This window comes from Glaciibacter sp. 2TAF33, assembly GCF_052114945.1.
Classification (GTDB): Bacteria; Actinomycetota; Actinomycetes; order Actinomycetales; family Microbacteriaceae; genus Cryobacterium.
The window spans coordinates 53,862-67,909 of the sequence record NZ_JBFRFS010000006.1; the positions used below are offsets into that span (position 1 = coordinate 53,862).

Sequence of the window (14,048 nt, forward strand, 5' to 3'; positions counted from 1 at the left end):
TATCGGCTCATAATCATCGGCGCCTGGCGGAGGTACCGCTCGGAGCTGACGCTGTCGAGCATGCTTCTCCACGGCGCAGATCGCGCAGACACTCTTCATCTCACCGCTTACCGTGCCAGCATCTCAAGTCGGAGTTCGACAAAGTGGGTGTGAGCAGCCCTCGAGACCTCCTCGGTCGCCTCTCTTTCGCCCATTATGAGCCGCGCTTCCGCGACAATGAGCGGCGGGTGCTGGGTAGCCTTCCCCTGCGTGGAGGCCCCGCCGCGTAGCGTCTTATTGATGTGCAACCGATGGTTGCATGACTGCTTCTCATGGGCTACCGTGATGTGCAACCAAACGTTGCAGAAAGCGGAAATCCCATGGAGTACGGAACCATTGAGCGCGAGATCTTCGGCGACGCCTCTCCCGACGTGGTCTTCGAGGTGATCAGCACCCCAGAGCACCTCAGCCAGTGGTGGCCGGACGAAGCCGAGATCGAGCCGGTTCCCGGCGCCACCGGTCGCGTGGTCTTCCATCGCGCTGCACCCGAGCAGCCGAAAGTCGTGCCGCTCACGGTCGTCGACGCCCAACCGCCGCGCCGGTTCTCCTTCCGCTGGGACTACGAGGCGGGAGTAATTCCCGGGCAGAACAATTCGATGTTCGTGACCTTCGACCTCGAGCCGTCGGGTGAGGGAACCCAGGTGCGGATGACCGAGACCGGGTTCCGGGAGCGGGGCTGGGAGGCTGCCGTTCTGGAGCACGCCTACCGGGAGCACAGCGCAGGGTGGGACTACTTCATCCCCCGCCTCGGTGAGTACATCGCTGTGTTGGTGTCGTCGCCATGACTGTCGTTGTCGACGATGACCTCTGGTCCGCGATCGGCGACCCCACCCGCCGTCGCATGCTCGATCTGCTACTAACCGAGGGTGAGGGAACAGCAACGAGTCTCAGCGAGCACCTGCCTGTGACGCGTCAAGCGATCGCGAAACATCTTGGCGTTCTCGACCGTGCCGGCCTGGTGCATGTCACGCCCGCCGGTCGCGAGATGCGCTACCGCATCGACGATGCCCAGTTCGCCCGGGCCGTGGCCCAGTTGGCTGCGGTTGGGACGGCCTGGGACGCACGGCTGGGCCGCATCAAGCGCCTCGCCGAAGCGATCCAGCGCACTCAGCACCAAACCGATCGGGAACGTAAGAACGAAGGAGCAGAACATGGTTGACATCCTCCACAGGGTCGGAGTGCAGCACTCATCCGCCCAGATGGTTTACGACGCCCTGACCACGATCGACGGTCTCTCCGGCTGGTGGGCGACCGATACCAGCGGATCCGTCGAGGTCGGCGGAGTGATCGAGTTCCGCTTCGGGCCCGGTGGCTTTGACATGCAGGTTCTCGAGGTCGAGCCGGGCGAGCGCGTTCTCTGGCAGGTCGTCGACGGTCCGGCGGAGTGGATCGGCACCACGGTGAACTGGCAGATCACCCAAGACGGTGACTACACCATCGTGATGTTCAGCCACCAGGGTTGGAAGGAGCCGGTCGAGTTCATGCACATTGCAGCACCAAGTGGGCCTTCTTCCTGCTGAGCATGAAGTCGCTCCTCGAGAGCGGCACCGGCAACCCCGACCTGCGCGACGTCAAGATCAGCAACTGGCACTGACGACGCTGTGCGGCGCAGGGGCAAAACCAGCCCCGACGCCAAACGCCAGTCCGAGCCCAAGGCAAAGGCAACGGATGTCACGGGCCACATCTCAGGGACTGTGCTGGCCACCAAACCCCGAATGCTGAAAAAGCGGAGTAAGTATGGCGGCACCGCTCAGCTCGTTCACTGGCAGCGAACCGGAGCTCAGCGCCGAGCCGAACGACGACGCACAGCACCGCTTGTGCTCGTGCTGGGCGCCACCGGCTACATCGGCGGCAGGCTCGTGCCGAGGCTTCTGAACGGGGGCTATTCGGTGAGAGTGCTCGTGCGCTCCCCCGAACGCCTGGCCGCTTTCTCCTGGACCGACTCGGTGAAGAGGCGAGTCGGCGACGCCCGGAACCGGTCCGTCGTATCCGAGGCGATGACGGACGGCGACGTGGTCTACTTCCTGGTGCACTCCATGTCGAGTGGAAAACACTTCTCCTCGATCGACCGGGACATCGCGCAGAACGTCGCTCGCGCTGCCCGATCCGCCGGCGTGAAACGGATCGTCTACCTCGGCGGCCTGTTCCCTGAGCACGCGGCACTCTCACCGCATCTGGCGTCGCGAAAGGAAGTCGGCGAGTTACTCCTTGCCTCGGGAATGCCCGCGATCGTTCTTCGGGCCGGCGTCGTGATCGGTTCCGGCTCGGCCTCGTTCGAGATGATCCGCCACCTCACCGAGGTCCTGCCCTACATGCCTGCGCGACCGCGCTGATCGATCACCGCTGCCTCCACGATCGCTGCTATCGAGGTCGGGCTTTCATGCTCCCAGACTCTGAGCACTATCCATCCTGCGGAGGTCAACGTGGAGGTCGTCTCAGCATCTCGTTCCCGATTCCGCCCAACCTTGTCAAGCCAGAAGGCAACATTGGACTTCGGTGCGACGTAGTGATGCGGGCAGCCGTGCCAGAAGCATCCGTCGATGTACACGGCGACTCTCTGCCGTGGGAAAACGATGTCTGCCGTTCGGCGCCCTCCAAGAGGAGCGCGATTGACCCAATAACGAAAGCCGTCCTTATGCAGGATGCGGCGCACTGCCAGCTCGGGGCCGGTGTCGCGTCCACGGTTCGCTTGCATCGTCTTGCGAACGCCCTCGGATGACGCCCAAGAGCGGGCAGGATCAGCACCCCGCGCTTGGGAATGAGTCATTGTTCCTCCAAGTCTCCTTTTGCATCCAAGCACACGGGTCACTGCGATTCAGATCGCCCTACGGCTGAGCGAATTCAGTCTGTAGTGAAACGTTGGAGTAAGTCGGAAATGCCTTTTCGACGTTGCCTACTGTGTTACTGCGGATAGCAGCAAGGGTGGAAGTATCTTCGCTACTCCAGATGTCCCATCCACAAATGATGTCAACATAACCGTCCAGGCGCTCTTGCTGTATGTCCGTTAGCGGCTGCACAAAGAGCTTCTTCCAGTGCTGCTTCAAGAACTGACCTTGAAGCGCGGGTATGAGGATTGATCCGAGCCACCAACCGACCGCGCCTTGCATGAAGAACAGCCGAGCGCGATATGTGGCAGTGTCCTCCTTCTCTCCTTGCTGCTTTGGAGCCCATTTGTCCGTGAGCATGTTCTCGGTGATGCGATTGACCACTTGCACCAAGATCTCCCGTTCGGTCTCCCGTTCCAACGAATCGTCCAGTGGGACATCCAGAAGCTCCTGGCATACAAGCGGTTTGATGATCTTTGTGACCAGCACCCGATCGGTAAGCGGGAACAGACGATCAGCCTTCGTGCTGACATACGTCGTGATTTCGAGTGCGCTGTCGTTGAGCACGGCAAACTCGAAATTGTTCAAGAGCCGCTTCTTGAACTCACTCTGATCTTGAAGTGGTTGGAAATTCACCAGCTCGATTTCCGTAGGGCATCGACCATTGTGTTTCTGTTTGAAGTCCTCGACTTTGTCCCTAATCACGTCGTCCAGCTTTTGCAAGGTGTCAGTAGTTGACAGCGGACGCTTCTTTATCCCTTGTTGGATCTGAACAACAAGCTCCTGAACCATCGCCAGTTCCGGATCCACATAAAGCTTCATCGGAACTTCAGTTCGTTCCAGCAAGATCTGTGCGGTCGTCTTGTGCTGGCCGTCGAACTGCTTCAGATCAGCCAATCCGTTGTCCCCCGTGACAAGCCTGCAATTGCTCGGCTCGTGTACCGGACGGTCGATAAAGTCGGTGGCAAGAGTCCGCACGTGATCGTGCTCGATGAACCGCGGCTGAGTCCCTGTGTCGTTCTGAATGAATTGAATCGGGACGTTCATAAAGAAATACTTCGCTTGTGTCGCCGGATCTTCATAAACAGGCGCGGTCCTGTGCTCGGTTCCGAAGGTCAGCGACGCTGTCGCGCCCGAAAGATCAACCTTGACCCGTTGGTTGCCGTCGCTGACGTACTTTTCGATTACGTCCTCGAATGATCTACGCGGGTGGGCGGTGCACCATTTCGAAAAACGAATCACTTTCGATGCCAAGCCGTAAGGAAGGTTCTTTCGACTGCGATTACAGGAGCGATGAGCAAGATAGAGGTTCTTGAGGTCATCGGAACCGCCGGCCCCTTCCTTGCTTGCAACCATGTGATCAACGTCGACAAGCGAGCCGTCCGCCGGAAGCGGCTCCGCACACAACGAACAAAGGCCTTGCGACTTCTCCCACAGCGACTCGCGAGCATTTGCTTTTTGCGAGGCAGGCAGGCCATCGCGAATTTTGGCGGACAGCTTGAATCCGTTGGGGGCGGCCGATGTTGTAGTCATATTCGTAATCTAGCGGAGCCCGCGCAAGAGGATGCGAGCAGAGGGATTGCGCCGAATCACAGAGGGCGCGTCTCACTCACGCCAGCGCCGCATCCCTATCGGATGAACTGCTCGAAGAAGACAATCTCCTAGAACCTTCATGCCAACCGATGTGAGGCCGCTTCGGCGCGACTCCCAGTGACTGCCGAAAGGTTAATGTCGGACGTCCCCAGTAGCTTGAACGCATGAGCACAACCGCCGACACGCACAGCGCAGAGAGCCGATCCTGGGACGACTATAGGACAGACTGTCCCTATGGTCTCGGACGCAATTCAGAATGAAGGTCTACGTCTGCTGTCGGTACTGCGCAGTCGTTACTCCCAACGCGAACTCGCTGAACTGCTGAGCGTGAGCGGCAAAACAGTCGGACGCTGGGAGCGCCGCGAGACGTCTTTCCCACGATATTTGGAGCACGCATTGAAAGCCATTAACCAGTCGACTCCCGTTGCCACGGAAGTTGCATCGCAATCGTTCTCGACGATTGACCTTTTCGCTGGAATCGGAGGAATCCGAACAGGGTTCGAGGTGCATGGCGGGTCCTGCGTGTTCACCAGCGAATGGAACGATTTCTCGAAAAGGACGTATCTCGAAAACTTCACCGACACCCACGAGTTCGTCGGGGACATCGTTCCATTTCCCGCATCCAAAATCCCGAACCACGACGTCTTGTTGGCCGGATTTCCCTGCCAGCCTTTCTCCATTGCAGGGGTGAGTAAGAAGATCTCCCTAGGCCGGGCACACGGATTCGAGGATCTCACGCAAGGAACGCTGTTTTTCGACGTTGCTCGCATAATTGCTGAGAAGCGGCCCCCCGCATTTCTCCTTGAGAACGTGAAGAACCTTCTGCGCCACGACAAGGGCAATACGTTCAGGATCGTTCTTGAGACCCTTCGTGACGAGCTGAATTACGAGGTGCACTACAAGATCATTGACGGTGGCCATTTCACTCCGCAACATCGAGAGCGCGTTATCATCGTCGGATTCGCAGAACCAACGAACTTCACGTGGGATGATCTTGACCTTCCAGCCGAGCGGCCTCTTCTTGGGAGCATCCTGCATAGAACTGACGGCACCGAGCCGTTTCTCGAACACGATGGCAACCGCTTCTTTGATCACGAGACTTCCTCGGTGCTTGCGAAATATACCCTGACCCCCAAATTATGGGAATACCTCCAGGCGTACGCGGCGAAGCACAAGGCTGCTGGGAATGGATTCGGCTTTGGGCTGGTAACAGAAGGCAGCGTGACGCGCACGCTATCGGCGCGCTATCACAAAGACGGATCAGAAATCCTCGTGAGCCAAGGCGCAAACCAAAGGCCGCGACGACTAACACCCCGGGAATGTGCACGGCTTATGGGCTATCCAGATTCGTTTCGAATCCCTGTAAGTGATACGCAGGCGTATCGGCAGTTCGGAAACAGCGTCGTCGTGCCAGTGATGACTGAAGTCGCTCGGATCATGACGCCGCATATCGCCGCCGTTAAGGCAACGCGGGAACGCGCCGACGTAGAGCTTATGGCGGGCTAGTTGCCGATGGACGACAGCCTCGAGACATACAGGTATCCCCGCTCTATGGACCCAACTGCCTTGCTTCCTGAGCAGACGGAAGGCGTATTTCGCACCGCATCGTTGTGTTGGGTGCACCAGCTTGTTGATAGTAGCGTGGGCGAATGAGACACGGGTACTTGTCCGAATACTTCGATGGCGTGGCGGCAAAGCGACTCAGCGCGGTCGAGAGTGATCGGACGAGATCTCATCAACACGAATTTCAAGCCGTCCGCGCGATGGTCGACTTCATGGGCCGGTCGAGTGACCCAACCTCTTATCCCGCTCGGTTCCTCTATTTAGCAGATGAAACCATTGAACCGATGGTGGTAGATGCGTCCCTGACGCTCTATGACGCTCGCCGTTTCAAGTCCGACCGCTCTCCGGAATACAGGTTCTATTTCGCGAACAACTCTGTTACTGAGACCATGTCGCCTGGGGACCTCCTTGTAATCGCGAAGCAACGTCAGGGCGGATTGCTAGTCCTTGTAGCGGAGAGCGATTCCACCATCGCGTCGCAAGTCGAGTGGCTCTTCGGATTAGAAGCCGACACGGTGCCTGGGTTTTCGATACGCGTAGACCTCGACCATGCGAAAGATCAAATCGCACTGGCGTCACGGTTAGTCCTCGAGAACATTGGGATCGAGGTCGAAGTCGTAGACGATTCCTATCTCGATCAAATCCTCGCCCATTTCGGTGCAACGTGGCCCGACACAAAAGCGTTTTCACCATTCGCTCGATCTATCGCACCTGAAGTCGATGCCGAAGCCGACCCGGATGCGGCGCTCCTTGCCTGGGTCGACTGCGAGTACATCCTCTTCCAAACGCTTGAGAAACATTTAATAAGCGAACGGCTGAACGCTGGTTTCACGGGTGAGAGTGCAGTGGAAGCCTTTCTCTCTTACTCACTAAGTGTTCAAAATCGGCGAAAGAGTCGAAGCGGGTCGTCGCTCGAGAACCATATCGAGCAAATCCTGAAGCTCAACCACATAGCGTACGTTAGAGGAGCGAAGACAGAGGAAAACTCGAAGCCCGATTTCTTGTTTCCGGGCGTCACCGAATACCGCGATATGACCTTCCCAGAGTCGAAGCTATACATGCTCGCATCCAAGCGGTCCGCCAAAGACCGCTGGCGCCAAATTCTAGCTGAAGCAGCGCGCATCCCGAACAAGCACCTACTCACCCTCGAAGCAGCGATCTCCCATGCTCAAACTGATGAGATGACGAGGCAGAAAGTGCAGCTTGTACTACCCACCTCGCTCCACGCGTCGTTCACCCCGGCGCAACAAAGCCAGCTCATGACTGTCAAAGAATTCACCGAACTCATTAAAAGTTGATCAGCTAGAATGCTCCCAGTGATTGTGCGAACGACTAAGGCTAATCGTTTGGAAACAGTCGGACAACGTTGCCGTCCTAGTCCCATGCTTGGGCCGAGAGCTCTCCAACGACAACGCTGTTTCTCGCTGGTACAAAATCATGATGCGAATGCTCCACAAGAACGAGACATTAAGCCGGGGAGCGCGAAAAAGTCATTGTCTTCGACGTTATGCCTTCTGCTGATGCCGCACGGGGTTCCTCGGAGCGAGGCAACCAACTAATTCCACACGCGAGCGGTGCGGGTTAGAGCGGCATCGTAGTTTTGCACCGTGGAAACCGCCGGCACCCGAGGAACGCGCCGCGCTTGCCGCTCCGCTCGACCATAAACGCCCGACCGCATCTCGGGCACACGATCGACTCCAGCGCCTCGCCGATCGCGTTCGTTCGCACGATCCCGTGGTCGCGGATCAGTTCCATCAGGAACGGCGACTCCCGCTTCTCGACCGTCACCAGCAGCACTCCGCGACGCGCGCGGGTCATCGCCACATAAAACAAGCGCCACTCCTCGGCGCGTGGAAACTCCTCGGGGGCGGGCATCGCCATCCGCAGCACCGGGTCGGTCGGGATTGTGCTCGGGAAGCCCCATTGGCCCCGCGTCAGACCGGGAATCACGATGTAGTCCGCCTCGGCTCCCTTGGATGAATGCATCGTCATGAACTTCACGTCGATCAGGTCGGCGAGATCCCTCGTGTCCGGTAGGTAGTCGCTTTGGTGTCGGTATCGCCCCAGGATGAACACGGTGAGCTTGCGCCCTGCTGCCATCGGAATTGCGCCACTGGCCACCTGGCCATGCAGCACCTTCAGCCGGTGACGAATCGCCGGCTTCACCGCCGTCTCCACGTCGACAGACACCGCACCTATCGTCGGCGGGTACTCCATGGTGGAGGAGACGACCGTCTTGGGGATCTGATCCGGGTTTTGCAGCACGAAGCGACTGGAGACATCCGCTATCGACTGCGGAAAGCGGAACGTACGCTCCAACCGCAGCACCTCGCTCGGCCCGAACCAACCCTCGAAGTTCGTCATAACCGACAGGTCGGCGCCCGCGAACCGGTTGATGCTCTGCCAGTCGTCACCGACTGCGAACAAGTGCCGCCCGGGACGGTCGACCAGCACACGTGCCAATCGGGCGCGGGCATTGCTGGCATCCTGGAACTCGTCGACCATTACCAGCTCATACGGGCTCTCCCAGTCGCCGGCCTCGAGGTGATCTGCGGACAGGTTGAGCATGTCCTCGTAGTCGATGCAGCCGTCGGCGGCCAGCATCCGCTCCCACTCGCGCCGAATCGGCGTGAACAGGCGCAGGAACGCCGCGTCGCGGTAGCGCACCTCCCCGTGCGCTTGTTCCTCGAGGCGTTCCCGGAGCTGCGCGTCGCTTAGACGGTTGCTCTTCGCGTGGGTGAGGGATGACCGGAACGTCTGCAGCAGTCGGCCATACTCGGTGGGTGGCTGGCCGGCGAGCAGACGGTCGGGGTTAGGCTGCAAACGGATGCCGCGCTCGGTCAATTCCCTAGCCAGGTTGTTGAGGCCGTCACCTCGCCACAATTCGGCCCTTGTCGTCTCGAGCAGCGTGGTCCCGTGCTGCCGGTGCGTTTCGCGTTTCCAGACCACGCCGTCGAGGTAGCCCTCGAATTCCTCCGGTGGCTGCCCCTTCTCATCAAGCGCCCAGTGCTCGTGGTACGCGTCGATCTCCGGGTAGTAGAAGTCGGGCTTGTACTGAGCATGATCGGCGGTACGGGTATCGATCTCGTACGGTCGCTCGTAGGCGTAGTCGACGCTGTTGAAGTGGAGCCAGTTCGCGATCATCCGCTCAGCCGGACTGCGCACCATCTCGCCTCGCGCCGTCTTGAACCTGTCGTCCCTTTGCTTCTCATCCGGCTCGGCTTCGACGTCGTCGTAGTCGCGAGCGAGCACCGCCCGGAAGAAGGCCCACTGCCCACTGAAGTTCGGCTCCGTCGCGCAGAGCACATCGACGATTCGCGCGAGTTGGCCCAGGTCTCCCCCGTTCTCGAGCCACGGCGCCAGCGATGGTTTCTTGCCGGTTGCTTGCCCGATGATTTCGAGTCCGAAGGCGTGGAATGTCTTGGCGACCACCTGGTCGGCATCGAGACCCAACGGCGTCAAGCGCTCGCGCGTACGTTGCTGCAATTCTTTCGCCGCGTCGGCGTTGAAGGCGAGCATGAGGATGCGATCGGCTGGGATCAGCCCACGCCGCAGCGCGTAGCCGGCCTTCGCAACCATGGTCGAGGTCTTGCCGGAGCCCGCTGAGGCGACAACTAGCATCCGGTTGTCGAAACAGATCACGGCTCGGGCCTGCTCGGGGGTGAGCGGAGTTATCTCGACCGTCTCAAAGAAGTCGCGGTTGGCTTCGAGTTGGGCGTTCAGATGATGTTCGTTCTGCTGGGCGATGAAGTCGGCCAGTTCGTATCGCCACATCTGAATTGCCGGGTTGCTGCTTCCCTGCGCGGCGAGGTGCGCCTGGAGGTCAGGCATCCGAAGCACGCGGTCGAACCCGATGGCGGCTTTCCGTGCCGCCCACTCCTCCGTAAATTCTCGGCTGAGCCAGCCCCGGTTCTTGAGCTGTTCGGCGGCGGCTAGCGAAAGTTCGTCCACCCAGTTGAGCACCTGAGCTGCTGTGGCTTCGAATCTGCCGATCAGCGCCTGGACTTCTTCGCGGTGAGCGAGGTCGCCTTGGGCTGCGTTGAGCACCTGAACCAGGTTGCGCGCCCGGCGGTTCGGTATGCCACGCAAACGGATGCGCCGAAGCGTATGGGAAATCTCGATGGTGGACCACACGGCGCCACGGTTGACCCGCACGTCACCGACGTCACCGATGCTGGTGATGAAGGAGTTGCCGTCGCCCTCGACGGACAGGTCGTCGCCATCGAAAGTCAGCGTCCAGTCAGTGCATTTGGTTGCCAGTTTGCCCCAGTATGACGGGTGCCAGCTTTGCCCCATTGCTCCCCCAATTCGTGTCGACGCCAGCAGCAGGTGGCCGTCGAATCGCGAGCTTATTCAGTAACCGAGCACATCGCAGGCGCGAAGCGCAACACCGAATGCGGCGATCACGCCGCGCGCCGGTTCCTGAGTAAGAGCTTCCCGGTACGGAAGAGGAACGCTATGACGGCCAGAGGAACCGAGAAGGTGAGAAACCAGCCACCGAGAATAGTCAGGCTCGCAAGGCTCACGGACGTTACCGCGGGGCTGCTAATGCCGTACTGATAAAGGAGTAATCCAAAGGCCGCAACGACGACTGTTATACCCAATGCCAAGAGGAAGTACCGCAAACCGTTGTGGCGCAGGAGCTGCACCACTCCATCGAACAGGAAGGTAGCCACGAACGGTAGGAGACCGGTGAGCACGAAGATTCCACCGTATGCGACGATCAGCAAGCTAATCCCAGACAGCAGCTCGTTTGAGTTCATGGGTTGGTCCTCCACTCCATCTCAAGCCGAAATTAGCAGCGGCGGCCCGCCGCCATCACCGCAGCGACCCGAAGGCGACACCCCAGTTCGGGACTATCGGCCGCAGTTCGGCATTTGGCGAGCAGTCGCTCCGAGCAGTAGTCGAGCAATTTGCCCCGCACTTCTGGTAAACCCGCACTTCTGGTAAAGATGTCCGACCGTAACGCACCGAACGACCCAGTTCCCTGGTCGCATAGCCGCGAGAGGTTCAGGCGCTCCACGGAAGCGATCAGCTGGCGGTTCGCCGGTAAGCGTCGATGCCTATCGGAAGCAATCGCACGAGGTGGGCGCCGAGCCGTTCCTCGAACTCATCGAACGACCCGCGTTCCCGGCACCAGATCGCCTCGGCGAGCGCGGAGACTCGCGGGAACGCCATTGGATGCATATTGCGGTCCAACTGCACGAACTCATTCCGCATCTGGCACTCCACGTGGTCGCCAGCCGCTGCCGAGAGACCCGGCGGCATCGGGTCAAAGCCTGTGCACGGCGCGCAGCGACACTGGCGGCTCGGAGCGGAGCGGCTCAGAGCACGGGTCATCCGACTGGCGATGGAGGAAATAGGTCTGCTCTTCCGGAGCCATCATTACGTCCTGTCCGGCTTCGGCGGCGGCGATGCCTTGCGCATGGCTATGGTGTCTTGCTCGGAACAGCCGGCACCGTAATAGCTTCGTCCGCTCGGTCGCCGATGCTTGGTGCCGCAAGTAGGGCCGCCAGTTCCCGACGCTGCGGGATGCGAGCAAGGTCGCCAGACGGAATGCCCATCGCAGAGTAAATAGTGTAAAGGCCCTGGACGCCGGCGCCCAGGGCGCCGGAGAGGTCACCAAGCTCGGCGATGGCAATTCGCGGAGAGACACGCAGGTTCCGTGTGAGAGCGGCCTCCAGCTCCGCAACGCTTCCGTGCAGTGACGGCGCAATCCCGCCACCCAGCACGACAATTTCGGGGTCTGATGCAACGACCGCGGCGGTGATGGCCACGAGCAGCGCCTGCTCGAACTGCCGTCGCAGCGCAAGCAGCGGCTCAGGAAGGGGAAGCTGGAATAGATCGGCCGGGCTCCCGAGGTCGAATCCGAGTTCTGACGCACGCAGCATGATGCCTGGGCCGGTCACAAGATGCTCCAGCCTCGATCCGAGAGGGCCCACGGGAAGCGACCCGAACTCGCCGACGAGCCCATGCGTTCCCCGGACAAGTCGCCCCTCGATCGCGACGCCCGCTCCCAGGCCCGCACCGAGGGTAAACATGACGGCGTTCGGCGCGTCTCGAGCCACGCCGAAGTGGCGTTCCCCGAGCAGAGCATAGTTCGCGTCGTTGTCAAAGGTTATGGGCATGCCGAACGACTCTTTGAGCGCAGTGACGAATTCCGGGTTTTCGATCTGTGACAGGTGAGGAGCGTTCGACACAACCCGTGTCTCCGGGTTCACTGCACCAGGAAGGCCGATGGCGATCCCACCAACGTGATCGCGGAAATCGCCCAATCGGGAGATGATTAGCTCGGAGAGCCATGCCGCAAGTGCCAAGGGAGCCAGGTCGGTCGGAGTTCGCACCCGATGCACGACGACGACATTTCCTAGCAGGTCCATAACCACGAACCGGGTGTTGGAGGCACCGAGATCTACCCCGATGGAGAACTGCTGCTCGCCGACGGCCTCGATCAATACCGCCCGCCGGCCCCTCCCGCTCACCGGCACGAGTCGCAGTTCGCGAGCAAGCCCTTCCTCGATCAGCGCATCAACTGCGCGGGTAACAGTGGCGCCTGACAGCTTGGTGGCCTCCGCAACCGCAACCCGGGTCGTGGGGCTCGATGCTAAGAGTTCGACGAGGACCGCACATCGGTTCACCGACTTCGAGTCCACCATGCCTCCGAACCATTTCAGTTCACGCTGAACGAAAACACTCAGCGCGCACTCCGCGACAGGGCCGTTTCACCCGTGATCGAATTGTAACAAGGCTCGAGCTTGCATCAGGGAGGCTTCTTCATTTAGATTTGATTGCAGACAGAAATCAAACCGTGAGCCACGGTAGATCGCTGCACTGAAGCATCCTCCAGCGTCGGACGAAAGGCAACGAGACCTCATGCAAGCCTCAGGCACCAGCAGCTTCACTCGCACTCTTCCCAAGCTCGCGCTCCTACTCGCGGCTTCCGTGGCCCTCGCGGGCTGCACGGCAGGGAGTGGGTCGTCGTCCTCACCGCAGAACTCCTCGCACACGGTCATAGACAAATTCGGGCACATCATTTCCACGGTCGGTCCCTCGGGCGAAAATCCCACTCCCGCCACGGATATCACGCTCAGCGAAGAGGAGGTCGCCCAGATCAAGGCGGGCAACCACCGGGTCGCGATCCTCTGGCACGAGCTGTCGGCATGGACCCAGGCGCTCCAGGACGGCATGCTCGCCGAGTTCGCGGAACTCGGTGTGACGGTCACGGCAACGGCTGACGCCAAGTTCGACGCGGCGACTCAAGCCAACCAAATTCAGAGCGCCCTCGCCACGGCTCCGGAGGTCATCCTCGGCCAAGCCGTCGATCCGACTACCGGTGCTGCCGCGTACCAGCCAGCGGTGGACGCGGGCGTCAAGCTGGTCTTCGCCGACCAGGCCCCTGACGGCTACACGCACGGCCAGCAGTACCAGGCGATCATGACCGACGACCTGTACCAGATTGGTACACAGTCGGCGAACGCCATGTGCAAGGCAGTGGGCTCCACCGGCACGGTGGCGATCATGTATTACGACGCAGACTTCCACGTCACCAACTTCCGTGATGCCGTATTCCAGCAGAGTCTCGCCGACACCTGCCCCGATGTGCGGGTTGTGGCAAAGGAGGGTTTCTCCGACCCGAACAAGGCCGAGGAAATCGCCAACGCGATCCTGGTGCACCACCCAGACGTCAGCGGGATCTACACCAGCTGGGCCGTCCCCGCCCAGGGTGTGCTCTCCGCTCTCAAGGGCGCTGGCAATACGACGACGAAAATCGTGACCGTCGACCTTGACGAAACCATGGCAACCGACCTGGTGAGCGACGGCGGCCACACTGCGGCTATCATCACCGACGAAGCGTTCAACTATGGCAAGGCCATGGCCATCTCGGCCGCCTACGCCATTCTTGGCAAGCCCGCCCCCGCATACGGTGTCGCGAACGTGATCACCGTCACCAAGGACAACATCCCGGAGGGTTACGCCGCTTGGAACGAGTCAGTGCCCGCCGCGGTCGTCAAAGCGGGCAAGTGAATT

General features: G+C 60.2%; 13 protein-coding genes. 7 read left to right on the plus strand and 6 right to left on the minus strand.

Going from position 1 to position 14,048, the window contains the following annotated elements:
- Positions 1-359: 359 nt before the first annotated feature.
- The 4 genes from AB4Y94_RS07380 to AB4Y94_RS07395 all read left to right on the plus strand — a co-directional run bounded on the left by AB4Y94_RS07380 (position 360) and on the right by AB4Y94_RS07395 (position 2,372).
- Complete coding sequence (locus AB4Y94_RS07380; RefSeq protein WP_441726853.1) at positions 360-824, plus strand: SRPBCC domain-containing protein; 465 nt, start codon at positions 360-362, stop codon at positions 822-824.
- Positions 821-1,198 (plus strand): ArsR/SmtB family transcription factor, encoded by a 378-nt coding sequence (locus AB4Y94_RS07385; RefSeq protein WP_441726856.1) that lies wholly within the window; start codon positions 821-823, stop codon positions 1,196-1,198. The genes AB4Y94_RS07380 and AB4Y94_RS07385 overlap by 4 nt, the downstream gene beginning before the upstream one ends.
- A complete protein-coding gene (locus AB4Y94_RS07390) occupies positions 1,191-1,559 on the plus strand; it encodes an SRPBCC family protein (RefSeq protein ID WP_441726859.1) in 369 nt (122 codons plus the stop codon). Before AB4Y94_RS07385 ends, AB4Y94_RS07390 begins: the two co-directional genes overlap by 8 nt.
- 303 nt (positions 1,560-1,862) lie before the next feature.
- Positions 1,863-2,372: an NAD(P)H-binding protein gene (locus tag AB4Y94_RS07395; RefSeq protein ID WP_441726862.1), complete on the plus strand. Its 510-nt coding sequence runs from the start codon at positions 1,863-1,865 to the stop codon at positions 2,370-2,372.
- Here the strand turns inward: AB4Y94_RS07395 and AB4Y94_RS07400 are convergent.
- Positions 2,348-2,806, minus strand: a complete 459-nt coding sequence (locus AB4Y94_RS07400; RefSeq protein WP_441726864.1) for a very short patch repair endonuclease — start codon at positions 2,804-2,806, stop codon at positions 2,348-2,350. The genes AB4Y94_RS07395 and AB4Y94_RS07400 overlap by 25 nt on opposite strands.
- A 58-nt stretch (positions 2,807-2,864) precedes the next feature.
- On the minus strand, positions 2,865-4,397 hold the full coding sequence (locus tag AB4Y94_RS07405; RefSeq protein ID WP_441726867.1) for an HNH endonuclease: 1,533 nt from the start codon (positions 4,395-4,397) through the stop codon (positions 2,865-2,867).
- A 294-nt stretch (positions 4,398-4,691) separates the two neighbouring features.
- On the opposite strand from AB4Y94_RS07405, the gene dcm reads away from it, so the two are divergent.
- Entirely contained in the window at positions 4,692-5,963 is a 1,272-nt protein-coding gene (dcm, locus tag AB4Y94_RS07410; protein ID WP_441726870.1) for a DNA (cytosine-5-)-methyltransferase, read from the plus strand.
- A gap of 158 nt (positions 5,964-6,121) precedes the next feature.
- On the plus strand, positions 6,122-7,318 hold the full coding sequence (locus tag AB4Y94_RS07415; protein WP_441726873.1) for a type II restriction endonuclease: 1,197 nt from the start codon (positions 6,122-6,124) through the stop codon (positions 7,316-7,318).
- 283 nt (positions 7,319-7,601) lie between these two features.
- Here the strand turns inward: AB4Y94_RS07415 and AB4Y94_RS07420 are convergent, their stop codons facing one another.
- The 4 genes from AB4Y94_RS07420 to AB4Y94_RS07435 form a co-directional block, all read right to left on the minus strand.
- Entirely contained in the window at positions 7,602-10,316 is a 2,715-nt protein-coding gene (locus tag AB4Y94_RS07420; RefSeq protein WP_441726875.1) for a UvrD-helicase domain-containing protein, read from the minus strand.
- A 107-nt stretch (positions 10,317-10,423) separates the two neighbouring features.
- Entirely contained in the window at positions 10,424-10,783 is a 360-nt protein-coding gene (locus tag AB4Y94_RS07425; RefSeq protein ID WP_441726877.1) for a hypothetical protein, read from the minus strand.
- A 268-nt stretch (positions 10,784-11,051) separates the two neighbouring features.
- Positions 11,052-11,198: a hypothetical protein gene (locus AB4Y94_RS07430; protein WP_441726879.1), complete on the minus strand. Its 147-nt coding sequence runs from the start codon at positions 11,196-11,198 to the stop codon at positions 11,052-11,054.
- A 251-nt stretch (positions 11,199-11,449) separates the two neighbouring features.
- Positions 11,450-12,676, minus strand: a complete 1,227-nt coding sequence (locus AB4Y94_RS07435) for an ROK family protein (protein WP_441726882.1) — start codon at positions 12,674-12,676, stop codon at positions 11,450-11,452.
- Between the two features lie 217 nt (positions 12,677-12,893).
- Here AB4Y94_RS07435 and AB4Y94_RS07440 point away from each other — a divergent pair, with 217 nt between their 5' ends.
- On the plus strand, positions 12,894-14,045 hold the full coding sequence (locus AB4Y94_RS07440) for a substrate-binding domain-containing protein (RefSeq protein WP_441726884.1): 1,152 nt from the start codon (positions 12,894-12,896) through the stop codon (positions 14,043-14,045).
- Positions 14,046-14,048: the final 3 nt, after the last annotated feature.

Coding starts and splice junctions, on each gene's coding strand:
- AB4Y94_RS07380 (WP_441726853.1), top strand. CDS start 360: ATGGAGTACGGAACCATTGAGCGCGAGATCTTCGGCGACGCCTCTCCC.
- AB4Y94_RS07385 (WP_441726856.1), top strand. CDS start 821: ATGACTGTCGTTGTCGACGATGACCTCTGGTCCGCGATCGGCGACCCC.
- AB4Y94_RS07390 (WP_441726859.1), top strand. CDS start 1,191: ATGGTTGACATCCTCCACAGGGTCGGAGTGCAGCACTCATCCGCCCAG.
- AB4Y94_RS07400 (WP_441726864.1), bottom strand. CDS start 2,806: ATGACTCATTCCCAAGCGCGGGGTGCTGATCCTGCCCGCTCTTGGGCG.
- AB4Y94_RS07405 (WP_441726867.1), bottom strand. CDS start 4,397: ATGACTACAACATCGGCCGCCCCCAACGGATTCAAGCTGTCCGCCAAA.
- dcm (WP_441726870.1), top strand. CDS start 4,692: ATGGTCTCGGACGCAATTCAGAATGAAGGTCTACGTCTGCTGTCGGTA.
- AB4Y94_RS07420 (WP_441726875.1), bottom strand. CDS start 10,316: ATGGGGCAAAGCTGGCACCCGTCATACTGGGGCAAACTGGCAACCAAA.
- AB4Y94_RS07425 (WP_441726877.1), bottom strand. CDS start 10,783: ATGAACTCAAACGAGCTGCTGTCTGGGATTAGCTTGCTGATCGTCGCA.
- AB4Y94_RS07430 (WP_441726879.1), bottom strand. CDS start 11,198: ATGGCGTTCCCGCGAGTCTCCGCGCTCGCCGAGGCGATCTGGTGCCGG.
- AB4Y94_RS07435 (WP_441726882.1), bottom strand. CDS start 12,676: ATGGTGGACTCGAAGTCGGTGAACCGATGTGCGGTCCTCGTCGAACTC.
- AB4Y94_RS07440 (WP_441726884.1), top strand. CDS start 12,894: ATGCAAGCCTCAGGCACCAGCAGCTTCACTCGCACTCTTCCCAAGCTC.